We start from the raw sequence: 24,318 nt of genomic DNA, 5'->3' as shown, positions 1-24,318 counted from the left end.
CGAAGTGGACGTATCAGGTCCCGCGGGGCGCCAGTGCGCGGTCCATGGTCCCCGCCAGCACCGCGGCGCCCCGGTCCGGCCCGGCCGCCCGCACCTCGTCGCGCAGCGTCCGCAGCCGGGGCGTGGCGCCCACGGCCAGCAGGCCGCGCAGCGCGGTCTCCACCAGGGGCGCGGTGAGGGTGTTCGGGTCGAGGACCACTCCCGCGCCCGAGCGCTCGGCGTCGTGGGCCACGCAGAACTGGTCGCTGGAGAACGGGAGCACCAGCGCGGGCACACCCGCCTCCAGGGCCTCCGTGAAGGTGTTGTTGCCGCCGTGGTGCACGATCGCGGCCACGTGCGGCAGCAGTGCCCGCTGCGGCACCTCGGCCTCCAGCAGCACGCGGGGGTGGGCCGCGAGGTCGGCCAGCGCCTCGACGCGCGCGCCCGCGGCGACCACCACCAGCACGTCCGGGACGGCCAGCGCGCCCGTGACGGCGGTCCGCAGGACGTCGTCGCGGGCGGACAGGAACGTGCCCAGCGCGACCAGCACGACGCGGCGGTCGCGGACGCGGGCGAGCCGGTCGTCGTCCAGCCGGTCGGGTTCGGTGCAGTGGCCGAGGAACACCAGCTCGGGCTCCCGCGGCAGCGGCGGCAGCCACGGGAACCTCGGGTAGTTGAGGACGGCCGCGTGCGGGGACGTCAGCGCGAACGCCCGGCGCGGCGCGGGCCGGTCCGGGGCGTGCCGCGCGACGAAGTCCGCGAACAGCTCGGTGAACCGGAGGTCGGTGAGCCTGGTCGCCTCGCGCAGCTCGGCGAGGTCGCCCGGCGCGACGGCCGACGGCCAGAGCTGGGGCAGGCCGAAGAACTGGTCGTCGCGGGTCACCAGGTAGGTGGGGTGGCCGGGGCAGAAGGACGCGAACGGCAGCCCCAGGGTGTGCAGCGCGAGGGTCACCGCGTAGTTGAGCTGGTCGACCAGGTACCAGTCGGGGCGCAGGCGCTCGTGCAGCGCGGCGAGGTCGGCCAGCACCTCCTCCGGCGCGGCCAGCACGTCCGCACGGCGGTGGGTCGTCTGCGCCAGCAGCGCGGGCACCGCGCCGCGCCTGGTCGCGTCGAGGAACTCGGCGAGCCTGCGGGCGGACTCGGCGTCCTGCACGGTGTTCTGCGCCACTCCCGTGTTGGCGTTGCGGGTCGTGCGCAGCGGCGTGAAGTCCAGTCCCCCGGCCAGGTCCACGAACTCCGGTGTGGACGCGAATACCACGTCCACACCGGACCCGCACAACGAACGGGCGAGAACCGACAGCGGTTGCGCGTGCGAGCGGAACGGGGGGCTGATCACGACGACACGGGACACTGCTCGCCTCACTCTCGTTGGGAACACCGGGTTCTGTTCGATCCGGAAGGCCGCCCGGTTCGAACGTAGTGCGTGCGACCACACCCGGATCTCTTGCGAGCACTGGAAAACCGTCGGCACCGCCTGGGCCTCCCGCCCTCCCCACCGGCGGTGGAAGAGGCCGTCGAGGCCCTCGTTCGAGCGCCCTCACCTGCGGCGTTCTCGCTGTTGTGCGATCTGTTCCCGGACGTGCTAGCCGACGGCGGCGCGGAGCGGCTGTCCGCACTGCTGCGGAGGACTCTGCTCGACCGGCCGGGCGAGCCGGTCACCGGGTGGCTGCTCGACCTCGCCGCCCTGCACGGCCTGGCCCCCCTGCGCGCGGACGAGGTGCGGGCGGTGGGCGACGGCGCTCCGCTGTGGCGCTACCTGCACGGGATCGGGCTGCCCCCGCGCGGCGAGCCGAGGTCGCCGTACGAGAAGCTGCTCCTGGACCTGCTCGGCGGCGGCGGGTCCGCGCCGCGCGCCGAGCCGGTGGACGGGCCGGCGGTGGTGCAGTCGATGCTGATCGGCGGCACCGGACGGCCCGGCGAGGGCGCCAGCGGCGGGCTCGGGGTGTTCCTGCGGTCGCTGGGCGACGCGCTGGCCGACCGCGCCGACGTCGGCCGGGTCGTGACCGTCGTGCTCGCGGCGAACCCCACGGCGCTCGTCGTGGAGCGGGCGGCCGACCGGGAGCACTGGACCGTGCACGTCCCGGTCGACTCCCCCGTCGCGCTCGACCAGCGGGAGATGGGCGGGCACCGGGCGGCCATCACCTGGTGGCTCCGCGAGCTGCTGTCCCGCCACGGGCTCGTGCCGGACGTCGTGCACGTCCGCTACTCCGACGACGGCTCGCTCGCGGTGGCCGACGCGGCCCGCCTGCTGGGCGCGCGCGTGGTGTTCACGCTCACCCCGGACCCGCACCGCCACCTGGCCGCGCGGTACCCGGAGGAGGGGTCGGACGTCGACGCGCTGCGGTTCGACCTGCACCGCGTGCGCGTCGCGGACCGGCTGGTCGGGCGCGCCGACACCCTGGTCGCCATCGGCGGTCGGGGCGACGAGCTGCTGGAGCACTTCCCCCAGCTGGAGCACCGCCACGCGGTCGCCATCGAGGAGGGCATCGCCCCGCTGGCCGGGACGGCCCGGCCCGCGCTGGTGCGCGAGCTGTTCGAGCCGTCCAGGGTGTTCCCCCGGCTGGACGACTCGGCGCGGGGCCTGCCGGTGCTGCTCAACGTCGGCCGCCTGCACCCGGTCAAGCAGCAGGCGGTCCTGGTGCGGGCGTGGCTGGAGGCGGGCCTGCACCGGTCGACGGCGCTGGTGCTGATCGGCGGCTCGGTCACCGACCGCACGCCGGACGAGCAGGCCGTGCTGGACGAGGTGCTGGCGCTCGCCGCGTCGGTGCCGGGGTCGCGGGGGCGGTTGGCCGTGCTGCCCGCGTGGCCCAACACGAAGGTGCGGGAGCTGGAGCACACGCTGGTCCAGGCCGTACTGGCCCCGTCGCCGCACGTCTACGCGTGCGCGAGCGCGAAGGAGGAGTTCGGGATCGCCGTCCTGGAGGCCATGGAGGCCGGGATGCTGGTGGTCGGCCCGCGCACCGGCGGCCTCCCCCACTACGTGGACCACGGGCGCAACGGGTTCCTCGCCGACACGTCCACCGCCGAGGGGCTGGGCGACGCGCTGCGGGAGGTCGTGGCGCTGGGCGACGCGACCCGCGCGGTCGCCGACGCGGGCCGGGAGACGGTGCGCGAGCGCTTCCCGATCGCCCGCGTCGCGGGGGCCTTCGCCCGCGTCTACCTCGACCTCGCCTGACCGAGCCCGGCGGTCCCGAACACCCCGCGGACCGCGGGGTGGCACCACTTTTGCGGACGGGGGGTCGCGTTCGACACCGAAGTGCCGAGGTGCGCACGAACGCCGGGGGTGTTTCGGTAACATCGCCGAACGTGACCACGCCGACCCAGACATTCGAGTTCCAGTCCGAGGCGCGCCAGCTCCTCCAACTGATGATCCACTCGATCTACTCGAACAAGGACGTCTTCCTGCGGGAACTGGTGTCCAACGCGTCCGACGCGCTGGACAAGTTGCGCCTGGAGTCGTTCCGCGACAAGGACCTGGACGCCGACACCGACGACCTGCACGTGGAGATCGCGGTCGACGCCGAGCAGCGCACGCTCTCCGTGCGCGACAACGGCATCGGAATGACCCGCGACGAGGTCATCGGCCTGATCGGCACCATCGCGAAGTCCGGCACCGCGGAGTTCCTGAAGAAGGTCAAGGAGTCCAAGGACGCCGCGGGGTCGCAGGACCTGATCGGCCAGTTCGGCGTCGGCTTCTACGCGAGCTTCATGGTCGCGGACAAGGTCACCCTGGTGACGCGCCGCGCGGGCACGTCCGAGGGCGTCCGGTGGGAGTCCGAGGGCGAGGGCACGTACACGATCGAGCCCGTCGAGGACGCGCCGCAGGGCACGACCGTGACGCTGCACCTGAAGCCCGAGGACACCGAGGACCACCTGTTCGACTACACGTCGACGCGCAAGGTCCGCGAGATCGTCAAGCGGTACTCCGACTTCATCACGTGGCCGGTCAAGATGGCCGCCGAGAAGGCGGAGGAGGGCGCCGAACCCGCCCTGGAGACCGTGAACTCGATGAAGGCGCTGTGGGCCCGCTCCAGCAGCGAGGTCGAGCAGTCCGAGTACAACGAGTTCTACAAGCACATCAGCCACGACTGGAACGACCCGCTGGAGACCTTCCGCATCCAGGCGGAGGGCACGTTCGAGTACCAGGCGCTGCTGTTCATCCCCGCGCAGGCGCCGCTCGACCTGTTCATGCGCGAGCGCAAGCGCGGCGTGCAGCTCTACGTCAAGCGCGTGTTCATCATGGACGACTGCGAAGCGCTGATGCCGGAGTACCTGCGCTTCGTCAAGGGTGTCGTCGACGCGCAGGACCTGTCGCTCAACGTCTCGCGCGAGATCCTCCAGCAGGACCGGCAGATCCGGATGATCCGCCGCCGCCTGGTGAAGAAGGTCCTCCAGACGGTCAAGACGATGATGGTGGAGAACCCCGAGAACTACGCGAAGTTCTGGGGCGAGTTCGGCGCGGCCGTCAAGGAGGGGCTCCTGGACGACGTCGACAACCGCGACTCGATCCTGGAGATCGCGTCCTTCGCGTCGACCCACGACGCCGACGCGCCCACCACGCTGAAGGACTACGTGGCGCGGATGAAGGAGGGTCAGGAGGTCGTCTACTACCTGACCGGCGAGTCGCGTTCCCTCATCGAGAACTCGCCGCACATGGAGGCCTTCCAGGCCAAGGGCTTCGAGGTCCTCGTGCTCACCGACCCGATCGACGAGATGTGGGTCGACGCGGTCTCCGGCTTCGACGGCAAGCAGTTCCAGTCCATCGCCAAGGGCGAGGTCGACCTGGACTCCGAGGACGAGGACAGGAACGCCGAGGCGAAGAAGGACTTCGCCGACCTGATGACGTGGATGACGACCACGCTGTCGGAGAACGTGAAGGAGGTGCGGCTGTCGTCGCGCCTGACCACGTCCCCCGCCTGCATCGTCGGCGACTCCTACGACATCACGCCGACGCTGGAGAAGATGTACCGCGCCATGGGCCAGGAGGTGCCGAAGCAGAAGCGCATCCTGGAGCTGAACCCGACCCACCCGCTCGTCACGGGCCTGCGCACGGCGCACGAGGCCCGTCCGGAGGACGAGGCCGTCGCGGAGACCGCGGAACTCCTGTACGGCATGGCCCTGCTGGCCGAGGGCGGCGAACTGGCGGACCCGTCGCGCTTCATCAAGCTGATGGCGCAGCGCCTCCAGCACTCGCTCTGACCGCGTGGTGGGGTGCAGGCTCCCCGGCACCCCACCACGGTCAGTCCTCGTCCGCCTCGGCCTCCGCCGCACAGGCCTGGTCGAGGACACCCCTGAGGTTCTTGCTGATCACCACCTTCTTGCGGTGGATGACCAGCACGCCGTCGTCCTTCAGCTCCTTCAACGCCTTCGTGACCGCCGGCGCGGACGCCCCGATGGCGGAGCTGACGTCGTCGCAGCTCAACCCGAGGTCCAGCAGGACACCCCTGTCGGTCCGCTCGCCGTACAGGGCTTCCATCCTCGCCAGGAAGGCGAGGAGCCGGATGGACACCTTGTGGTTGGCGAAGGCCAACGTCGCGTCCCGCAGGATCGTCCGCCGCGCGAACGTGCCCGTCAGGGCCCTGAGGGCCGCGGTGCTCTCCAGGAACGCCCTGAACTCGTCCCTCCCGACGACCAGCGCGTCACCGTCCTTCGAGGAGACGTGGCTCGCGTGCCTCGGCGTGCTGGCCCAGTGGGCTTCCGCGCCCAGCAGTTCGCCCGGCCCGGCGAAGGCGACCATCATCGGCCTGCTGCCCGCTCGTGCCTCGCGCACGGTCTTCACGTACCCGGACAGCACGACGGTGACCGAGTCGGGCTGTGCCCACTGCGCCGCGATCCGGTCACCCGCCCGGTGCGCGCGGCGTCGGCCGATCTTCCACAGCTCGTCGTGCAGCGGCCTGTCGAGCAGTGACAGGAAGACGTCACTCGGCCACGGCGCACCGGTGTGCGCGTGGATACCGCTCGTGCCCATGGCTCTTTCGTTCCTGCTCTCGTGGAACCCGTCCGCGACCGCGAACGGGGGTGGTGAACGGCGTCGTCGTCCTAGCGGACGTGGGCGTGCAGGAAGGCGAACGAGCCGCCCAGCGCGGTGAGCCCGGCCAGGACGGCGACCCAGGGGTTGCCGAACGCGAGGAAGGCGACCGAGCCCGTGACCAGGGCGCACAGGACCGCCGCGACCAGCAGCAGGGCGAGGCGCTGGGTGAAGGGCGGCGTGGAGTTCGTCATGCTGTTCTCTCCGGAATCGGGTGTCGTGCAGCGCCGCGTGCCCGCTCGGCGGTCACGACGCTGGGAGGAGGGGGATCGGTGGGGCGGCTAGCCCAGGACGTGGACCGCCGCGACCGTGAAGAGCAGCTGCGTCAGCAGCAGGAGGACGAGCAGTGGCCTTCCCACGCGGGCGAGGTCCTTCCACTGCCCCGCGAGGACGAGCCCGAGCCCCACCGTCCGGTGCCGCGGTCCTCTCCGGACCGGCGGCGCGGCGTCGGCGTCCGGCTCGTCCGCCGAGGGCGCTTCGGGTACGACGACCGGCTCGACCACCACGGTGGTCTCGCCGGGATCGGTCCTCGCCGCCTTCGTCGCGACGACCAGCCGTTCCCACTCCGCGGCCCACAGCTCGGCCTGGTCCGCGGGTTCACCGCAGCCCGTGACGAACAGGACCACCTGCTCCTTGCGGACGGGCAGGGTCTTCTTGCGGCACATGTAGTGGGCGGTCGACCTCGGCAGGCGGTCCGCGCCCGCCGTCTCGGAGATCTGCTTGAACGACCGGCCGACGGCGAGCCGGAGCTCGTCCAGCGCCACGACGTACTCCAGCTCCGTCGTGGCCGCACGCGCCCTGCCGAGCGGTGCCCGCTCGTCGTCAGTGCCGCTCAGCTGCGACATCGTGATGGGTCCTTCTCGTCGAGGCGCGCCTCGACCGTCGACGGTCGAGGCGCGGTGGCGGCCGCGCGTCCGCTGGGCGGTCGCGCGGGGTGGGTCGACCTGCCGGTGACCCGTGGGTGACGTCGAGTTGGCCGCGATGACCACCCGGCGCCACTCCTCGATCTCCCGACCGTCGACCATGCAGGCCCGGAGCACCGCCTCGGCACCGCGCCAGGTGAGGCGGTGGCCGAGGGTCAGGTCCGGGAACGCGCTGACGGGGAGCCCCGTTCGCGACGCCATCCACTTGATGGACGGGTGGCCGCACGACCGCCACGCGGCGAGCACGCGCTCGTGCAGCCGGTAGAACACCTCACCGCGGCTCCGCGGGGTCGGTCCGGGCATCGCTAGGCGGTGAGGGGTGTGGAGCGACCGTCGGTCGCGCGGAGGAGAGGTCGGGCGTCGCGGGGGTACCGCGAACACACCCGACGGGCGGGGGCGTTCATCTCGCTTCTTTCTCGGCCGTTCTTCGGTGACGTGGGTATTTCTTCGGCGAAGGGCCGGTCCGGGCGAACATCCGTTACCACGGGCGCCAACCCACGGCTGTTCGTCGAACTCGACCTCGCCGCCGAATACTAGCCTGAACCTCCCTCCGCATCGACGGTCGCGACGCCGCACCACTAAAAGCAACAGCGTTGCGCAAACCGGGCGGGCCGAACTTGAGACCGCCCGGCGCATTCACTCGATCGGTTATACGCAGAGTGGGGGATCTGCACCGTTCCAGCAGACTGGACGAATTCCGGACTCACCTCCGCCACGTGGCACGCGATGGACGATCCGTCCAAAGAGGTCGGTGTTTTGCCTGATCGGACAGGGCTGGACGGGGCTGGGCAGGGGTGGTAGTCGCCGGAGCTCTGGTCTACCGTGACCACCGGTTCCCCTCTTCGTCGAGACGAAGGGCGGGGGCACATCCCGTGGCTTCGTCCGGTGACGTGGGCAGCTCGGGTGCCGTAGCGGGTCACTGCGCCAACAGCGACCCGCTGCGGCCGCTCCACCACCCGGTTTCCGGGTTCGAGCACTTCCGAAGGCCCGATCGCCAGTGCGCCCAGTTCGTCACGGTGATCTGTGTCACTATTCAGATTTTGACCACGATCGGACCTGTGGCCAATACCCGCACCCGACAATGGGAGCGCTCCCCCAGCGGTGCGGCTGCCCCTTTGGCACACCCGTACCGCTGTTCCGACCCCGCTTTCCGGACCGCGTCGGTTAACCAATTGTCCCAAAAACTCGAAGGTCTCGGAATTCGCGCGATCGCTCCCCCGCGCGGCGGCGAGTCGGTAATCGAGCGGCACCCGTCCCGTGCGGTTCCGCGAATGTCCACCCGAACACGCCGCACTTTCGCGGAAATGGATCCGCGGGCCGACGCCGGATCCGTGCGTCCCGTCCTCTACCGTGGCCCCGTGCTCGACGTGCGCGGCCTGACCAAGGCCTACGGAGACCTGACCGTCCTGCGCGACGTCTCGTTCGCGGTGCGGCCCGGTGAGGCCGCGGCGGTGGTGGGGCCGAACGGTGCGGGGAAGTCGACGTTGCTGCACTGCGTCGTGGGGTCGGCCGAGGCCGACTCGGGCAGCGTCAGGCTCGACGGCGTGGAGGTGCGGGAGTCCGATCCGGCCGTGCGGGCGGCCGTGGCGGCGGTGTTGGACGACGTCGACTTCTTCCCCGACCTGTCGGTCGTGGAGCACCTCGACCTGCTCGCCCACGCGCACGGCGGTGGCGGGGTGGACGAGGTGCTGGTGGAACTGGGGTTGGACGGGGTCGTCGACCAGGTGCCCTCGACGCTGTCCAGCGGGCAGCGGCGGCGGCTGGCCCTCGCGTCCTGCCTGGTCCGGCCGCGGCGGCTGCTGGTGCTGGACGAGCCGGAGCAGCGCCTGGACGCGGCGGGGCGGGCGTGGCTGGCCGAGCGGCTGACCGCCGAGAAGGCGTCCGGCACGGCGGTCCTGCTGGCCACGCACGACGTCGAGTTGCGGCACGCCGTGGCCGACCGGCACGTCGACCTGGGCGCATGACCGACCGGAGCACCACGGCCCGGCGCACGACCCCGGCCACCGACCTGCGGCGGCGGCTCCGCCGCTACCGGGCCGACCCGCGCCCGCTGACCGCACGCCTCGCGGACCTCTACGGCCACGCCCTCTACGTCGTCATCGTCGGCGGCGTGCTCGTCTCGGCGGCGAACTCCGGGGTGGACTCGACGGCGCGGGCGCCGGGGCTCGTCCGGTGGACCGTCCTGGTCGGCGCGCTGCTGGCGGTCGCGCTCCTGTGCCGCGCGGCCATCGCGGTGGGGCCGGTGCTGGTCTCGCCCGCGGCGCGGACGTGGCTGTTCAGCTCACCCGTGGACCGCCGACAGCTCCTGGTGCCCAGGTTCGCCGCCCTGCTGGCCGCGGCGGCGGCCGTCGGGGCGGTGGTGGGCGGCGCGGTCTCGCTCCCCTCCGCGGCGGTGGGGGCGCCTGCCGGCGTGTTCGTGGCCGCCGTGCTGGTGGAGGCGCAGGCGAGCAGGCGCCAGACCACGTGGGCGCGCCGCGGGATCGCCGCGGTCGTCGCGGGGCTGGCCGTGTTCACCGCCGTGCTGGCGGCCGTGCCGGACCTCCCCTGGCCGTCGCCCGCGCCGGTGGCGCCCGTGGCGGGCGCGGTGCTCGTGCTCGCGACGGCGGCGGCGTGGCACGCCCACCGGGCGCTGGCCGCGATGACGCGGAGCGCGCTCTCCGACGGCGCCGAGATCGCCGCGGTCACGGCGACCGCCACCACGTTCCTCGACCCCGGTCTGCTGACGGGCACGCTCGTCCAGCGGCGGGCGCGGGCGCGGGGCGCGGTCCGGTCGGTCCGGTTCGCGGGCGGCCGTCGCCGGGCCCTGCTCCGCGCCGACCTGCTCCGCCACGCCCGCGACCCCCTGGGAGTGCTGGTCTTCCTCGGCCTGCTGCCCGTGCCCTACCTGGCCGCGCACCTCACGGCCCCGGACGGGGTGGCGGTGGTCCAGCTCGGGTGCCTGTTCCTGGTGGCCGACCGCTTCGCCAGGGGTCTGCGGCTGGTCAGCGGATCGGCGGCGCTGCGGCGCGCGCTGGGCGGCTCGAACGCCGAGCTGCGGCTGACGCACCTCGTCCTGCCCGCCACCGCGGCCCTGCTGTGGACCCTCGCCACGCCGGTCGTGGCGGTGCCGCACCTGGCGCTGTCCGTCGCGGGGGCCGTGGTCGCCGTCCACCGCGCCGCCACCGCGCCACCGATGCGGTACGACTCCCCGATCCTGGACACGCCGATGGGCACCGTGCCGATCGGGCTGCTCGCCCGGCTGTTCCGCGGCCCCGGCCTGCTGCTGCTCGTGGCCGCCGTCCACCTGTCGCTGTGACGACGAACGGGCCGGGTCCGCGGAGGACCCGGCCCGTTCACCTGGAACGACCTACCCGAGCTTGCCCTCGATGGCCGCGATGATCTTCGGCCGCAGCTCGGCGCAGCTGATGATGGCGTCCACCGAGCCGACGTCCACCGCGCGCTGGACGCTGTGCACCCGGTCGAACTCGGTGGCGACCTCGGACAGCTTCTCCGACCGCACGGCCTGGCGGATGTCGGCCAGCTCGGCGGTCAGCGACGCCTTCTCGCCGCCGGAGGACGCGGCGACGAGCGCCTCGGCCTCCCGCACGCGCGGGTCGTTGCCGGTCCGCTTGTCCACGTCGCGGGCGAACACCACGGCCGCGGCGGGAGCGCCGCCGATCACCGAGGCGAACGAGCCCTCGACCGCGAGCACGGTCATGTTCGGGTTCAGCGCCTTGGAGAACACCACGAACGCGCCGCCGTGGTACCGCGAGATCACGCAGAACACGATGGGGCCCTGGAAGTTCACCACCGCGCGACCGATCTCCGCGCCGTACTCCAGCTGGAGCTTGCGCATCGACTCGGGCGAGCCGTCGAAGCCGGACAGGTTCGCCAGCACCACGAGGGGCCGGTTGCCGCTGGCCGCGTTGATGGCCCGCGCCGCCTTCTTCGACGACCGCGGGAACAGCGTGCCCGCGGTGTAGGTGTCCGGGCCGTCGGTGGGCGGGAAGCCGCGACGGGGCACGGAGCGGGACTCGATGCCCAGCAGGCACACCGGACGGCCGCCGAGGTGGACGTCCTGCACGGCCGCCGTCTCGGCGTCGGCCATGCCCGCCCACCGCTCCAGCACCGGGTGGTCCTGGTCGGACAGCGCGCGCATCACCGTGCGGATGTCGAACGGCTTCTTGCGGTCGGGGTTGAACTCCGAGGAGAAGATCTGCCCGACGGTGGTGAACTCGCTGTCCGGCACGGCGTGCGGGAACGGCGACACGTCGCGGTCGACCGGGTCGGTCGTGGTGGTCGACCGGGGACCGGACTCGCCGGGCGCGACGTAGCTGTGGTCGTAGTGCGACATCAGCACTTCCCGCGCCGAGCGCAGGTCGGGCGCCCAGTACTGGGCCTGGCCGTTCGGGCCCATGATGCGGTCGTAGCCGCCGATGCCGTGGTTGTCCTCGGCCGAGACGCCGCCGGAGAAGTCCAGCGACTGCTTGCCGGTGAGGACCATCGCGGAGTCGGGCGTCATGACCAGGATGCCCTTGGTGTGCATGAGCATCGTGGCTTCGGCGTTCCAGTACGGCTGGGCGCCGACGTTGATGCCCGCGACGACGATGTTGATCTCGCCGCCGTCCTGGGTGAAGTTCACGATCCGCTTGAGCGCCGCCGCCACCCAGTCCATGTTCTCGGTGCCCGAGTCCATCGAGATGCGGGCACCCGCCGAGAGCGCGAACCACTCCAGCGGGATCCTCAGCTCCTCGGCCAGGTCGAGCGCGGCGATGACGCGGGCGCACTCCGGCTCGGACAGCGCGCCGAGCGCCTTCGTCGGGTCGCCCAGCAGCACGACGCGGGCCATGCCCTCCGGGTGGCGCGGGGTCGGCGTGGTGACGACACCGGCGACGAGCGCCGCGGTGTTGCCGCCGCGCGGGCGGTCGGTGGGGACGAGCTTGCCCGACCCGGCGTCCAGGTCGTACTCCTGGAACGTGCCGAACGACCCGGCGAGCATCCCGGTCAGCTCGTAGGGGTACACGGTGCCGCGGCTGTGGGCGCGCAGCACCTCCTGGCGGTAGTCGTCCAGGGGCTCGATCGGCTCGGTCGGCGGCAGCACCACGGACAGCCGGACGCCGGAGCCGACGTCGTAGCCGATGCGGACGGCGATGTCGACCAGCTCACCGGTCGCGGCGTCGCGGCGGCGGCCCAGGAACAGCACCTCTTCGAGGTCGGCCCCCGCGGTCGTCGGCATGACGCGCCGGGCGACGACGTTCAGCTCCTCGGGGCTGAGGTCGGTCGGCGGCCACACGTAGATGACGATGCGGTTGGTCGCGGACTTCTTGGCGCCCGGCTTCTTCGCCCTGCGGATCGCGTCGAGGCACGTCGCGAGGATGTCCTCGGCGGCGGGCAGCGCCACGAGCCTGCCCTCGTCGTCGCGCAGCGGGGTCAGGTCGCGGACCTGGCCCAGGACCACGAGGCGCTCGTCGGACGGGTTCTGCTTGGCCGTGGCGCGGAAGAGGTAGACCTCCTCGTCCGGCGACGCGAGCCGGGTGAGGTCGAACGCGCGCAGCCGTTCGAGCTGCATCCGCTCGGCGATGCGCGGGTGCAGGCCGCGGAGCAGGCGCTCCTCGGTGAAGCCCTCCGGCGACGGGCGGAACGTGAAGTGGTGGTGCATCACGGCACCGCTGTTGCCCGCGACGGTCGTGGTGATGCGGTCGACGCGCTCCGACGGCTGCTGGGCGGCGAGCACCTCCCCGAGCTTCGCGGCCATCGCGTCGGTGTCCGAGGGGCCGTCGTCCCACGTCAGGTAGAGGTCGGCCACCACGTCGCCGTCCTGGGCGAACCCGCTGACGGCGCGCACGGCCTCGGGCAGCGCGGGGAAGTCGACGGCCGTGGCGACCACGCGGCCGTCACCGGCCTGGGTGCGGTTCTCGGCGACGACGAACGTGCAGCCGTCGACCGAGGTCACCCGGACGTCGCTCAGCGCGCGGTTGCCGTAGTACCGGCGGGTCAGGACCTCCAGCAGCGCCGTCGGGTCCGCGCCCTCGCGGCCGATGCGCTGGCCCACCAGGCGGACCAGCGGCTCGGCGCTGGCGACCATGGCGGACACCCGCTCGGCGCGGTCCGCCGCGTCCGGGTGCAGGTCGAGGTGGCGCAGGTGCTTGCGGACGCCCGCGTAGACCTTGGCGCGGGTGCGGCGCAGCAGCGGCTGGGCGAACCAGCCGAACACGACGCCGCGGGCCAGGTCGGCCACGGCCGGGAAGCGGACCTGCGTCGCGGCGACCAGGTGCTCCAGCGCGAGGCCGACGGTGACGCGGTCCGCCTCGGGCGGCGGGCCCTCGGCGAGCCACTGGCGCAGCAGCGTGGTCATCACCGCGACGTCGGACGAGGAGCGCTCCTGGGCCAGGAAGATGCGGAAGACCGCGTCCTCCAGCTCCGGCGTGCGGTCGAGGCCGTCGACGCCGTAGTGCGACAGCACGTGGGTCAGGCGCTGGCGGAAGCTCTCCGACAGGCCCGCCCGGTCGGCGTCGAGGCTCTGGAGGTAGGTGTGGAAGTACTCGCGCGGGCTGTGCACCGAGGAGTCGGGCTTGCGCTCCTCGCCGACGGGCCGGTTGCGGCTCAGCTCGCACAGGTCGGCGAAGAGCTGCACGAGGGCGCTCTCCCCGACGAGCGCGCGCTGGCCCGCGCTGGTGAGGTCCTTGCGGGCCGCGAGGTAGTCGTTGAGCAGGCGGCCCGCGTCGACCGGGTCGACGTCGAAGCCGAGCAGCAGGCTCCGCAGGCCCTGGAGGCCGCGGGCGACCCTCGTCTCGGCGGGGGTGTCGAGCGGCTCGGCGGGCAGTTCCAGCGCGTCGGCCGGGACCGCGGCGGGCGAGGCGGCCTCGTCGCCGTCGCCGACCGGCTCCAGGCGGAGCAGGCGGGCACCCGACTCGACCTGGCTGCCGACCTGGACCGCCAGCTCGCGCAGCCTGCCGTGGAACGGCGCGCGCAGCACCGTCTCCATCTTCATGCTCTCCAGCACCAGCAGCGGCGCGCCCGCCTCGACCTCGTCGCCGACGGCCAGCGGCGTGGCCACGACCAGGGCGGGCACGGGCGAGCGCAGGACGCCGCCCTCGTCGCGGCTGATGCGGTGGGTGACGCCGTCGACCTCGACCTGGTGGACGGGACCGTGCGTGCCGGTCACCACCCGGAAGCGGACGCCGTTGACGATGAGCTGGCCGGAGTGGCGGTCGAAGCGCTCCACGTCCACGTCGGCGGTGTGCTCGGGGCCGCCCGCGGAGACGCCGACGCGGAAGCTGTGCGCGGCGACGCGGGACACCTGGACGCGGTAGCCGACGTCGCGGAGCTTCAGCTCCAGCGCGCGGCCGGTCTCGTGCTGGGCCTGGGGACGGCCGCCGTGCGCGGTGGTCAGCAGGCGCTGCCGCGTCACGGCCTCCTCGTCCTCGTAGGCCTCGATGGCGGCGGCGATCAGCGCGACCGCGGAGTTCTTGTGCGTCACCAGGCCGCCCTGCGAGCGGACGCGGTCGATCCAGCCGGTGTCGGCGGAGCCGTCGATCACGGCGGGCTCGTCGAGCAGGTCGCGGACGAAGCCCTTGTTCGTCACGCCGCCCGCGATGATGACCGTCGTCTCGGTCATGGCGCGGCGCAGCCGGGCCAGCGCCTCGGTGCGGTCGCGACCGTGGGCGATGATCTTGGCGATCATCGAGTCGAAGTCACCGGGGATGGTGTCGCCCTCGCTGAACCCGGTGTCGACCCGGATGCCGGGACCGCTGGGCAGCGAGAGGCGGACGATCCTGCCGGGCGACGGCGCGAAGTCGCGGTCGGGGTCCTCGGCGTTGAGCCGGGCCTCCACGGCGTGACCCCACTCGGCGGGGGCGGGCCCCTCCAGCTTGCCGCCCGCGGCGACGTGCAGCTGGGCCTTGACCAGGTCGACACCGGTGGTGATCTCGGTGATCGGGTGCTCGACCTGGAGACGGGTGTTGACCTCCAGGAACGCGAACAGGCGCTCACCGGGGTGGTAGAGGAACTCGACCGTGCCCGCGCCCTGGTAGTCCACGGCGAGCACGAGCCGTTCGGCGGAGGCCTTGAGGTCGGCGACCTGGTCGGCGGCGAGGACCGGGGACGCGGACTCCTCGATGATCTTCTGGTTGCGCCGCTGCACGGAGCAGTCGCGCACGCCCAGCGCCCAGGCGGTGCCCTGTCCGTCGGCGATCACCTGCACCTCGACGTGGCGCGCGCCCGTGACCAGGCGCTCCAGGAACACGACGCCGCTGCCGAAGGCGCGGGCGGCCTCCTGGCGCGTGAGGTCGTAGGCCTGGGTCAGCTCCTCCTCGGAGGACACCATGCGGATGCCGCGGCCACCGCCGCCGGCGGTCGCCTTGAGCATCAGCGGGTAGCCGATGTCCTGGGCCGCCTTGAGGGCGTCGTCGAGCGAGTCGACCGGACCGCCGCTCCACGGCGCCACGGGCACGCCGACCTGCTCGGCGATCAGCTTCGAGCCGATCTTGTCGCCGAGCTTGCGCATGGCCGCGCCGCTCGGGCCGACGAAGGTCACGCCGATCTCGGCGCACAGCTCCGCGAACTCCGGGTGCTCGGCGACGAAGCCCCAGCCCACCCAGGCCGCGTCGGCACCGGTCTCGACCAGCGCGCGCTTGAGGACCGCGTAGTCGAGGTAGGGGCGGTCGGCCGCCAGGCCCAGGTCGTAGGCGAGGTCGGCCTCCCGAACGAAGGTGGCCGTCCGGTCGGAGTCGGTGTAGAGGGCCACGGTCTCGATCCGTGTCCCCAACTCCGCGGACAGGTCCCGAACGGCGTGGATGAGCCGCATCGCGGCTTCCCCACGGTTGACGATGGCAACACGACTGAACACTGATCGGGCCTTTCGAAAGACGGCGAACGCCGACGGCCGTCGCCGTCGCAACGGAGTCAACACTCTCGACTGCCTACTGGTACAAGGTATGGCGATCGCAACGCGTGTCAGGTGCCCTGCGTTGTAAGGATCTGCCAAAAGACGGGCCGCCGACAACCCCTAGCACGCCCCTTCGGGAACCCCTACACCACGCGTGGTGTGATCTCGGCCGCGCTCCCGCCACACGTCCGCGGCGGTGGGGTGGGTGCTGCTCACCGGGGTGCGCCCCGGACCTCCCGGTTTGTGCGATAGCGACAAAGGCCAGCAGGGGTGGTGCGACCCGCGGCCCCTGCCTGCGGGTTTCCGAACCACCTCGCGACCGGTGCGGCGGTCCGCCGACGCGGCGGGCGTGCGCGCCGCGGACCGGGAGGCGATCGGGTCGGCGCGGCAGGCGGGCGATCGGGAGCACGGGTCCGACCGGCACCGGCGCAGGGTTCCAGCAGTCCGGCGTTCCGGCGCGGACCAGCAGCGGCCTCCACCGCCCGCAGCGCCCCTCGGGCCGGGACCCGTCGTCGACGACCCGCCTGGCGCGGGCGTCGCGCGGGGCGGGGGCGGGTCGCGCGCTCACCCGGTCTTCGGCACCGCCCGCAGGAAGAAGTGCAGGTACGCGGTGTCGCCGACCGGGTAGAACACCAGCGGCAGCCACTCCTCGTGCTCGTGGGCGCGGCCGGCGAACAGGGTGTCGGTCACCGGCACGAAGTCGAGGTCCCTCGACGGGAGGAGGTCGGCCGTCTCGCCGAGCCACCGGTACCTCATGCGCAGCACGCCGTCGCGGTCGGTCAGCTCGAAGTCGAGGCCCTCGCTGCGGTAGGTGCCCAGGTGCCGGGTGAGGTCGACCTCGGGAGGGGCAGACGGCGGCGCGAAGCGCGCCACCCCCACGCCCCCGAGGTCGGCCAGCAGCTCACCGACGAGCGCCCCGTGCAGCAGGCCCGCCTCGCCGCCGTTGGTGAGCAGGGCGACGGCGACCCCCGCGCCGGGCACCACGTCCAGGTGGGCGTACTGCCCGATCGTCGCGCCGCTGTGGCCGAACACCGGTCCGCCCGGCCGGTCGAACAGCTCCCACCCGAGCCCCCAGTGGCTGGGACCGCGCCAGGGGTTGGGCACCTCGACCTCGGGGGTCGTCATCGCCGCGACGGACCCGGCGGTCAGCAGCCGCGTGCCGTCCGGCGCGAGGCCGCCGTCCAGGTGCGGGCGGGCGAACCGGACGACGTCGGCGGCGCTCGCGACGATCCCGCCCGCCGGCCCGATCGAGCGCGGCAGGCTCCACACCGGGGCGGGCACCGGCTCGGTCCCCGGCTCGCCGGTGTGCCCCATCGCGGCGCGGAACCGCAGCACCTCCTCCGGCAGCGTCACGGTGTGCGCCAGGCCCAGCGGCTCGACGACCCGCTCGCGCAGCGCGGTGTCCCACACCTGCCCGGTGACGACCTCGACGACCCGGCCGAGGATCGTGAACCCGCTGTTGCAGTAGGACATCGTCGCACCCGGCGCGTGGTTCTGCCGCAGCCCGGCGCACGCCTCCACGTACCGCGCCACGCAGTCGTCGCCCCGGCCGGTGTCGTGGAAGAAGTCGCCGTCGATCCCGCTGGTGTGGTTCAGCAGCTGCCGCACCGTCACCGACTTCGTCGCCTCGGCGTCGGCCACCGCGAACTCCGGCAGCACCGACACCACGGCCGCGTCCAGGTCCAGCCGCCCCTCCTCGACGAGCTGGAGCACCAGCGTCGCCGTGTAGACCTTGCTGATGGACCCGATCTGGAACAGCGAGTCCACCGTCGTCGCCACCCCGGTGCCCCGGTGCAGCACACCGGTCGCGAACTCGTGGACCTCCCCGTCGGCCAGCACCGCGAGCACGGCCCCCGGTACCCCGTGCTCGCGAGCCAGCCCGTCGAGCTCGGCCTGCCACCGCGCGTGGTCGAGTGCCATCGCTTCCCCCTGTCCGGATGACCACCTCCCAGGGTGCCGGCGAAGCCGGTGATCGGGTCGGGCAAATGCGGTCTTCAGGACGTCTCACCCGGTTGGCCGCCGAGCCGGGGCGACGGCGTGGTGGAGGACACGGGCACCTCGCCCCGACCGGCGAACCGGTTCGCTCCACCGAAGGAGGACGCGGCCCAGGCGTGTCGATCTCCGGGAACGGGAACCCACGGGGTGACCGATCCGCTACCAGGAGGAGACCGCATGACCGGAGCAACCGCCGCATCACCCGCCGACGAGGTCCGAAAGCTGGCCGAACTGGCCTCGGGCATCCGCGTCGGGATGCTGACCACGATCGACGAGGTCGGCAGGCTCATCAGCCGACCGATGGCTCAGCAGGAGGTCGAGTTCGACGGCGACCTGTGGTTCTTCGCCGAGCGCGACTCGCGCAAGGTCGCCCACATCGTCGCCATCCCCGAGGTGTCGGTCACGCTGACCTCGAAGGACACCTGGATCTCGATCTTCGGCACCGCCGAGCTCGTGGACGACCGGGCGAAGGCCCGCGAGCTGTGGAACGGCTGGGTCGAGGCGTGGCTGCCGCAGGGTCCCGACGACCCCAACGTCGTGCTGGTCAAGGTGACGGCGATGTCGGCCGAGTACTGGGACACCCCCGGCGGCCGGATCGCGTCGGCGCTGAGCTTCGTGAAGTCGAAGGTCAGCGGGGAGCGCTACGACGGCGGGGACCACGCGACCGTGGACCTGTGACCTGGTCAGAACACCCGCGGTGGGCCCGCGACGACGCGGACGGTGAACCCCTCGTCGTCGCGGGCCAGCGTCACGTAGCTGCACGTCTGGTAGGTCAGCCACAGCCCGAGCCCCGCCGTGGCGGTCTTCGTCGTGGGCAGCAGGCCGACCGTCGGGTCGTGCGGGCCCGGCCCCTGGTCGGTGACCGTCAGGACGACGTGGTCGCGGTCGGCCCACAGCCGGAACCGGACCGGGGGACGGCCGTGGCTGAGGCTGTTCGTCACGGCCTCGCTGGCGGCGAACACCAGGTCGTCGGACTGGTCCTCGGTGAGCGTGGTGCGCGAGGTGGCCGCGCGCACGGCGCGGCGCACGTCCACCGGCTCGGGGTCGAGCAGCACCAGCGCGGGCGGGTTCGACTCCAGCGCGTCCGGCGGCGGCGGGGGCCTGCCGGTGAGGAAGGCCGACGGCGCCTCGAACCGGACGTTCACCCGGTGGTCGCCGGCCGCCGTGAGCACGCGGGGGTGCGTCCGGGTGACGTCGGCGAGCACCGGGGCCGGGGTGGTGCGGGTGTCGTACGGGCACAGGCCCCAGAGCGGGAACTCGGCGAACGCCTCGTTGACCACGGCCTCGTAGCGCGCCCACGAGTCCCACGGGACGCCGACGCCGGGGTGCGGGACGTCGCCGATCACCCGGATCTGGCGCGCGCCGCCCGCGGCGAGGTCCTCGAAGACCTCGCGGTACCGCTTGATCGCGCTGGTGGGGCGGGAGTACTGGTCGTCGGCGGGCACGTAGGTGATCCCGCCGTCGGCATCGCCGAGGGCCTCGCGCAGGAGCTTCTCGTTCGTGGTGCCGCACGCGATCAGCGTCGGCTCACCCGCCGCGACGCCGTCGAGCACGAACGGCGCCACCAGCGCCAGGAACTCCTCGTCGGAGGAGTAGAAGGCCGCCTCGTGGAAGTAGCCCTCGTGCCCGCGGGCGGCCCCGGATCTCACTAGCGCCTCCCCTTCCGCACCGACGACGTGCCGCGGGGCAGGGAGCCCGCGGTGGTCGGCTGTCACCAGTCCACCGCGCCCCGCTCCAGCCCGGCTCTACGCCGATGGCGGAGCGCGACGGGTGCGGGGCGCACCAGCGCACCATACCCGGACGCGCGCTAGGAAGGCCCCTGCCTGGTGGGGAGTCCCTCGATCGCCTCGGTCATCGACAGCACGACCGCGTCCCCGAGCATCTCGAACTCCGACTTCAGGAACGGGTCGGCCACCTTCGCGAGGCCGTGGAACACGATGTGCGCGTGGTAGGTGATCTCGGTGCCGGAGCCCGAGGGCGTCAGCGTGAGGTCGTCGGTGGAGGTCGCGGTCTTGTTCTTCCCCACGAACGTCAGCCGGTTCGGCTCCAGCCGCTCCAGCCGGTAGTCCAGCTCGGTCTCCTTGCCCTTGAACTCGGACGTGTTGTGCCACCGCGACCCCACCTGGACGGGACCGGGGTCGGTCCGGACGCAGGTGACCGTGCCGGGGTCCCACTGCTCGGCGTTGGCGAAGTCCTTGAGGTACTCCACGACCACCTCGACCGGCCTGCCGACGGTGAACCTGCGCTCGACGTTGACCACTTCGTGCTCCTCGGTGTTCGCGTGTCAGGGGGACGGGTCGAGCCGCTGGCCCGGTGCTCCCGCCGTGGTGTTGCGCTGCTTCAACTCTGCCTCGAAGACGTGCCTGGCGCCGCCCACGAGCTCGTCGCGCACCCGCCGCTCCCAGGCCAGGAACGCCGCGCGGTAGCCGTCGTCGTACTCCTCGACCAGCTGGAACGTCCACCTGCCCGGCACCACGTTGCGCCCGATCAGGTCGCGTTCCAGCTCGTCGGCGAGCGCGGCGTGACCGGCCTCGCGCAGCAGGTCCGCCGCGCGGCCCGCCTTCGCGTCGGCGCTGCCGGAGAGCTGGTGGAAGTCGAACAGGCGACCGCGCGCCCGTTCCGCCGTCTCCAGCGCCTCGGTCAGCGCGCCGACGGCCTCGACGGTCGCGTCGTCGACGCCCGCGGGCCTGCGGCCCTCCACCTGTTCGCCCATGTCCGCCAGTTACCCACGGCCCGGCGGCGCCAACCACCCGCGGCCGTCACCCTTCCGGGTGCGGCGCCCGCTCGCGGAACCCGTGCAGGAAGGCGTCGAACCCCTCCCCGTTCGGGCCCATCAGCCGCAGGGCGCGCAGGAGGTCGCGCGCACGGCGCTCGTCGGCCGGTGCCCGCGCGGTCGCGGGGTCGGGCACCGGTCTCGGGAGTCGGGTCACTTCGGCTCGCGGCGCGGCAGGGGCTGGGTGGCCGGGCCTTCGAGCACCGCGCCGTCCACGTCGAACCGCGAGCCGTGGCACGGGCAGTCCCAGGTCGTCTCGGCGGCGTTGAACGCCACCAGGCACCCGAGGTGCGTGCACCGCAGGGAGACGCCGTGCAGCCGCCCGGCCCGGTCGCGGTAGACGCCCGTCTTGCCGAGCCCGTCGCGCACCACGTGGGCCTGCCCAGGGGGCAGGTCCTCGCTGCTGGTCGCGTCGGCGGGCGTGATCCGCGCGCCCACCAGGTCGAGCCCGGTGGAGGCGTTCATCTTCAGCAGGTCGGGCAGCGACGTGAGCGACACCCGGTGCGGGGTGAACACCGCGGCCCACGGGTTGGGGGTGCCCGCCACGGCGTCCGCCAGGATCGTGGCGGCGAACGTGGCCGTGGCCAGGCCCCACTTCATGAACCCGGTCGCCACCAGCAGCCGGTCCGAGCCGGGCAGGTAGGGACCGATCATCGGCAGGTGGTCGTAGGACGTGGGGTCCTGGGCCGACCACCGGTGGGTGATCCGCTCGACGTCCCAGTGCTCGCGGGCGAACGCCTCCAGCTCCTCGTACGGCGCCCCGGCCGGGTCGCCCGTCGCGTGCCCCTGACCGCACACGATCAGCAGCCCGTCGTAGGAGCTGAGCGACCAGGACGGGGAGCCCGCGCTGATCGCGAGCCCGGTGGGCGGCTCGCCGGACGCCAGCGACGCCGCGACGCAGTAGGAGCGGGTCGTCTCCAGGCGGGCGAAGTAGAGGCCGCGGTCGAAGACCGGGTAGTGGGTGGCGACCACGACCCGCCCGGCCGACACCGTGCCCTCGGCGGTGTGCACGCGGCACGGGGCTCCGTCGTGCAGCCGCTCGACGCGGCTGTGCTCGAACACCACCGAGCCGTCGCCGTCCACCGCGTCGGCGAGGCCGAGCAGGTAGCGCAGCGGGTGCAGTGCGACCTGGTCGTCCAGCCGCACGGCCGCGTGCACGTCGAACGGCACGTCCAGCCGGTCGTCGGCCGAGACCGGCAGGCCCGCGGCGCGCGTGGCGGCCAGCTCGGCCTCGACGGCCTCGACCTCGTCCGGGGAGTAGGCGTAGGTGAACGCGGGCGCGTGCCGCAGCCCGCAGTCGATGCCCTCCTCGCGCACCAGCCGGGTCAGCAGCGACACCCCGGCCTGGCTGGCGTCGGCGTACGCCTTGGCCGTCTCCGCGCCGTGCCGGGACGTGATCGTCGAGTACACGGTGGACTGGAGGGCCGTCACCTTGGCGGTGTTGTTGCCGGACGCCCCCGAGCCGATCCGGTCCGCCTCGACCACCGCGACCGAGAGCCCCTGGCGCTTGAGCAGCAGGGCGGTCGTCAGCCCCGCGATGCCGCCTCCCACCACGGCCACGTCGCAGACGTGCTCACCGCGCAGGGTCGGCCGCTCGGGGGCGGAGGTCGACCGGAGCCAGAGGGAGTGCTGTGCCGAAGTGGTGTCCACGGGGCGCGGGTACCCGCGATCGGCCGCGGCGACTCCTGGTGTTTGGCGCCGGGGGCACGGGGCACCCCGCCGGCATGGGTACTGACGACAAGATCGACGCCAAGACCGACGAGCTCAAGGGCAAGGCCAAGGAGACCGTGGGCCGTGCCACCGACGACGAGGAGCTGGAGGCCGAGGGTCACGGTGACCAGGCCAAGGGCAACCTCAAGCAGGCGGGCGAGAAGATCAAGGACGTCTTCAAGGACTGATCCCGCCTCCGACCAGAAGGCCCGCGCCCGCAGGGAGCGCGGGCCTTCGGCCTGTCCGGCCGCCACCGCGGCGAAACCGGCCGGTTCACCCGTTCGGGGAAGGACAGGGGGCTCTCCTCGGCCGTGCCCGCCCTGGTGGCGAACACCGGTGAGCGGCACCCGGTGGATGCGTGCGCACCCGCGGACCGCACCCTGGCCGGCCACCGTCGCGGTGGCCGCGAGCGCCCGCACGCCCGCGGCACCGGTGGCCCCCACCCGGCCCTGCCCCGCCGCGTCGGCCGCGGCGCAGGCCCTCGACCGGCTCAGGCACGCCCCGCGGGGGCGTCGAGGCTGTCGAGCGGGCGGACGGGGTACCGCACCAGCGCCGAGGTCGCGGAGCTGGCGGACGCGCGCCCGGACGTCGTGGAGCGGGCCGAGCCGCCGCACCGGACGACGGCTGGCCTGGACGCGGTCGGCGTGGGGATCACCCACGACGTGACCGCGTCCGACGGCAAACCCGTGCTGCTGGTCGCGGGCGCGCACCACGCGGGCGAGTGGGTGGTGGTGGAGTTCGCCACGGACCCCGTCCAGCGGGACGGGCGCGACCCGCGGATCACCGCCCCGCTGGGCCGGGTGCGGATCGTCGTGGTGCCGGTGGTCAACCCGGACGGGTTCCAGCTCTCCCGCGCGGGCACCGTGCCGGACGAGCGCCGCGACCGCCGGGTCGCGCACCCGGCGGCGCGGTGGTGCGCCACGAGCCCGAGGTCGACCTCGCGGAGCGCGCCGAACGCTGGGCCGGTTGGCCCCTCGCACCGCGGGCGCTCCCGTTCACCGGCGAAGTACACACGGCGTGGAATCGACCGGTAACGATTGGAGGTGCCCCGGAGTGCGCGTCGTAACAATGGCCATCGGCGACTCGATGGCACAATCGGGACGTCCGATCACGACGACACGAGGGATATCGTTCTCGCCGCAGGCCACAGGTGAATCATGATTTCGCACGCTCTTCGCCCGGAGGTCCGATGACCGCCCCGTCCACGTCGCTGATGACCGAGTTGCGAGCGCTGTGCCGTGGCCAGGGAGTGCAGGCGCCCGGAATCGACCGGCAGGTCGGGCCCGCGCTGCGCGAGGTGTGCGGCATCGTGGCGGCCGACGGCCCGGAGTCGGTCCGCGTCAAGCTGGGTCGCTGGGTCACCGGCATCACCGACCAGTTCCCGGCCGAACTGCGGCTCGCCGTGCTCGCACCCCTCGGGCTGCACGAGGGCGCGCAGTCGCGGTTCCTGTCCGACCGCGTCGACTTCCTCGCCAAGCTCCAGGACCGCGGCCCCCGCACCATCCGCCGCCGCATCGACGCGGGCCTGACCCGGCTCGTCGAGGCCGCCGCGGAGCGGGTCGTCCCGGCCGAGGCGCCCGACCCGGACAGCGGCTGGCGCCTGGTCGAGTTCGACGCCCTGCTGCGGCTGGACGGCGAGACGCCCACGTGCACCGAGCGCCGCACGATCCGCGCCGACCGCGACGGCGTGGACGAGGTCACCTGGTCCATCACCCTGCCCAAGGCCGCCGACGGCGTGCCCGACCTGGACGTGCAGGTCCTGCACGGGGTCGAGCTGATCTCGTCGGAGAAACCGGCGCCGCGGCGGTTCCTGCTGCGCCTGCGCCTGCCCCGCCCCCTCCAGGCGGGCGACGCGCACCAGTACTCGCTGGAGGTGCGGGTGCCGAGGGGCCAGCCGATGCGCCCCCTCTACGTGTTCTGGCCGGAGCGCGGCTGCGACCACTTCCGGCTCGTCGCGCGGTTCCCCGTCGACACCCCGCCCGCGGCGCTGTGGCGGGTCGACGGGGCGTTCCACCGCGACGTCGACGACCTCGCCGAGGGCAGC

Annotated in this window: 19 protein-coding genes; 8 read left to right on the top strand and 11 right to left on the bottom strand. The window is 73.1% G+C overall.

The annotated features are described in order from the left end of the window. Positions 1 to 13: 13 nt before the first annotated feature. Positions 14 to 1,237, bottom strand: coding sequence for a glycosyltransferase (locus VFZ92_RS40315; RefSeq protein WP_330883078.1), 1,224 nt, complete (start codon positions 1,235 to 1,237; stop codon positions 14 to 16). Positions 1,238 to 1,558: 321 nt separating this feature from the next. On the opposite strand from VFZ92_RS40315, the gene VFZ92_RS40310 reads away from it, so the two are divergent. Beyond that, complete coding sequence (locus VFZ92_RS40310) at positions 1,559 to 3,154, top strand: glycosyltransferase family 4 protein (RefSeq protein ID WP_330883076.1); 1,596 nt, start codon at positions 1,559 to 1,561, stop codon at positions 3,152 to 3,154. A gap of 131 nt (positions 3,155 to 3,285) precedes the next feature. Next, positions 3,286 to 5,178 (top strand): molecular chaperone HtpG, encoded by a 1,893-nt coding sequence (htpG, locus tag VFZ92_RS40305; protein WP_330883074.1) that lies wholly within the window; start codon positions 3,286 to 3,288, stop codon positions 5,176 to 5,178. Between the two features lie 40 nt (positions 5,179 to 5,218). Here htpG and VFZ92_RS40300 read toward each other — a convergent pair whose 3' ends face one another. From VFZ92_RS40300 to VFZ92_RS40290, 3 genes are all read right to left on the bottom strand, one after another. Continuing rightward, positions 5,219 to 5,947 (bottom strand): Crp/Fnr family transcriptional regulator, encoded by a 729-nt coding sequence (locus tag VFZ92_RS40300; protein ID WP_330883072.1) that lies wholly within the window; start codon positions 5,945 to 5,947, stop codon positions 5,219 to 5,221. A 71-nt stretch (positions 5,948 to 6,018) separates the two neighbouring features. After that, the gene (locus VFZ92_RS40295) at positions 6,019 to 6,201 is read right to left on the bottom strand and encodes a hypothetical protein (protein WP_330883070.1); all 183 of its coding nucleotides are present in this window, start codon (positions 6,199 to 6,201) and stop codon (positions 6,019 to 6,021) included. An 87-nt stretch (positions 6,202 to 6,288) separates the two neighbouring features. Next, on the bottom strand, positions 6,289 to 7,233 hold the full coding sequence (locus VFZ92_RS40290) for a hypothetical protein (protein WP_330883067.1): 945 nt from the start codon (positions 7,231 to 7,233) through the stop codon (positions 6,289 to 6,291). A gap of 1,055 nt (positions 7,234 to 8,288) precedes the next feature. On the opposite strand from VFZ92_RS40290, the gene VFZ92_RS40285 reads away from it, so the two are divergent. Together VFZ92_RS40285 and VFZ92_RS40280 are read left to right on the top strand one after the other, a co-directional pair. Beyond that, positions 8,289 to 8,894, top strand: coding sequence for an ABC transporter ATP-binding protein (locus VFZ92_RS40285; protein ID WP_330883065.1), 606 nt, complete (start codon positions 8,289 to 8,291; stop codon positions 8,892 to 8,894). Continuing rightward, complete coding sequence (locus VFZ92_RS40280; protein ID WP_330883063.1) at positions 8,891 to 10,225, top strand: DUF6297 family protein; 1,335 nt, start codon at positions 8,891 to 8,893, stop codon at positions 10,223 to 10,225. Before VFZ92_RS40285 ends, VFZ92_RS40280 begins: the two co-directional genes overlap by 4 nt. A gap of 51 nt (positions 10,226 to 10,276) precedes the next feature. On the opposite strand, the gene VFZ92_RS40275 is transcribed toward VFZ92_RS40280, so the two are convergent. Both VFZ92_RS40275 and VFZ92_RS40270 read right to left on the bottom strand, forming a co-directional pair. Continuing rightward, a complete protein-coding gene (locus tag VFZ92_RS40275) occupies positions 10,277 to 15,757 on the bottom strand; it encodes a carboxyl transferase domain-containing protein (RefSeq protein WP_330883061.1) in 5,481 nt (1,826 codons plus the stop codon). Positions 15,758 to 16,360: 603 nt separating this feature from the next. Further along, positions 16,361 to 17,716 (bottom strand): serine hydrolase domain-containing protein, encoded by a 1,356-nt coding sequence (locus VFZ92_RS40270; protein WP_330883059.1) that lies wholly within the window; start codon positions 17,714 to 17,716, stop codon positions 16,361 to 16,363. A gap of 252 nt (positions 17,717 to 17,968) precedes the next feature. On the opposite strand from VFZ92_RS40270, the gene VFZ92_RS40265 reads away from it, so the two are divergent. Further along, the gene (locus VFZ92_RS40265) at positions 17,969 to 18,469 is read left to right on the top strand and encodes a pyridoxamine 5'-phosphate oxidase family protein (RefSeq protein ID WP_330883057.1); all 501 of its coding nucleotides are present in this window, start codon (positions 17,969 to 17,971) and stop codon (positions 18,467 to 18,469) included. Between the two features lie 5 nt (positions 18,470 to 18,474). Here the strand turns inward: VFZ92_RS40265 and VFZ92_RS40260 are convergent, their stop codons facing one another. The 5 genes from VFZ92_RS40260 to VFZ92_RS40240 all read right to left on the bottom strand — a co-directional run bounded on the left by VFZ92_RS40260 (position 18,475) and on the right by VFZ92_RS40240 (position 22,214). Beyond that, the gene (locus VFZ92_RS40260) at positions 18,475 to 19,440 is read right to left on the bottom strand and encodes a sensor histidine kinase (RefSeq protein ID WP_330883055.1); all 966 of its coding nucleotides are present in this window, start codon (positions 19,438 to 19,440) and stop codon (positions 18,475 to 18,477) included. 158 nt (positions 19,441 to 19,598) lie between these two features. Beyond that, the gene (locus tag VFZ92_RS40255) at positions 19,599 to 20,051 is read right to left on the bottom strand and encodes an SRPBCC family protein (protein WP_330883053.1); all 453 of its coding nucleotides are present in this window, start codon (positions 20,049 to 20,051) and stop codon (positions 19,599 to 19,601) included. A gap of 24 nt (positions 20,052 to 20,075) precedes the next feature. Beyond that, positions 20,076 to 20,504, bottom strand: coding sequence for a hypothetical protein (locus VFZ92_RS40250; protein WP_330883051.1), 429 nt, complete (start codon positions 20,502 to 20,504; stop codon positions 20,076 to 20,078). A 46-nt stretch (positions 20,505 to 20,550) separates the two neighbouring features. After that, positions 20,551 to 20,721, bottom strand: coding sequence for a hypothetical protein (locus tag VFZ92_RS40245; protein ID WP_330883049.1), 171 nt, complete (start codon positions 20,719 to 20,721; stop codon positions 20,551 to 20,553). Continuing rightward, positions 20,718 to 22,214, bottom strand: coding sequence for an FAD-dependent oxidoreductase (locus VFZ92_RS40240; protein ID WP_330883047.1), 1,497 nt, complete (start codon positions 22,212 to 22,214; stop codon positions 20,718 to 20,720). Before VFZ92_RS40240 ends, VFZ92_RS40245 begins: the two co-directional genes overlap by 4 nt. A 74-nt stretch (positions 22,215 to 22,288) precedes the next feature. Here VFZ92_RS40240 and VFZ92_RS40235 point away from each other — a divergent pair, with 74 nt between their 5' ends. From VFZ92_RS40235 to VFZ92_RS40225, 3 genes are all read left to right on the top strand, one after another. Then, the gene (locus tag VFZ92_RS40235; protein ID WP_330883045.1) at positions 22,289 to 22,462 is read left to right on the top strand and encodes a CsbD family protein; all 174 of its coding nucleotides are present in this window, start codon (positions 22,289 to 22,291) and stop codon (positions 22,460 to 22,462) included. 123 nt (positions 22,463 to 22,585) lie between these two features. After that, positions 22,586 to 23,308: a M14 family zinc carboxypeptidase gene (locus VFZ92_RS40230; protein WP_330883043.1), complete on the top strand. Its 723-nt coding sequence runs from the start codon at positions 22,586 to 22,588 to the stop codon at positions 23,306 to 23,308. Between the two features lie 155 nt (positions 23,309 to 23,463). Continuing rightward, positions 23,464 to 24,318, top strand: an 855-nt coding sequence (locus VFZ92_RS40225) for a hypothetical protein (RefSeq protein ID WP_330883041.1), incomplete at its 3' end; no start/stop codon positions are given.

The organism is Umezawaea sp. (assembly GCF_036375055.1).
GTDB lineage: Bacteria > Actinomycetota > Actinomycetes > Mycobacteriales > Pseudonocardiaceae > Umezawaea.
This window is presented reverse-complemented; position numbering and strand designations above follow the sequence as displayed.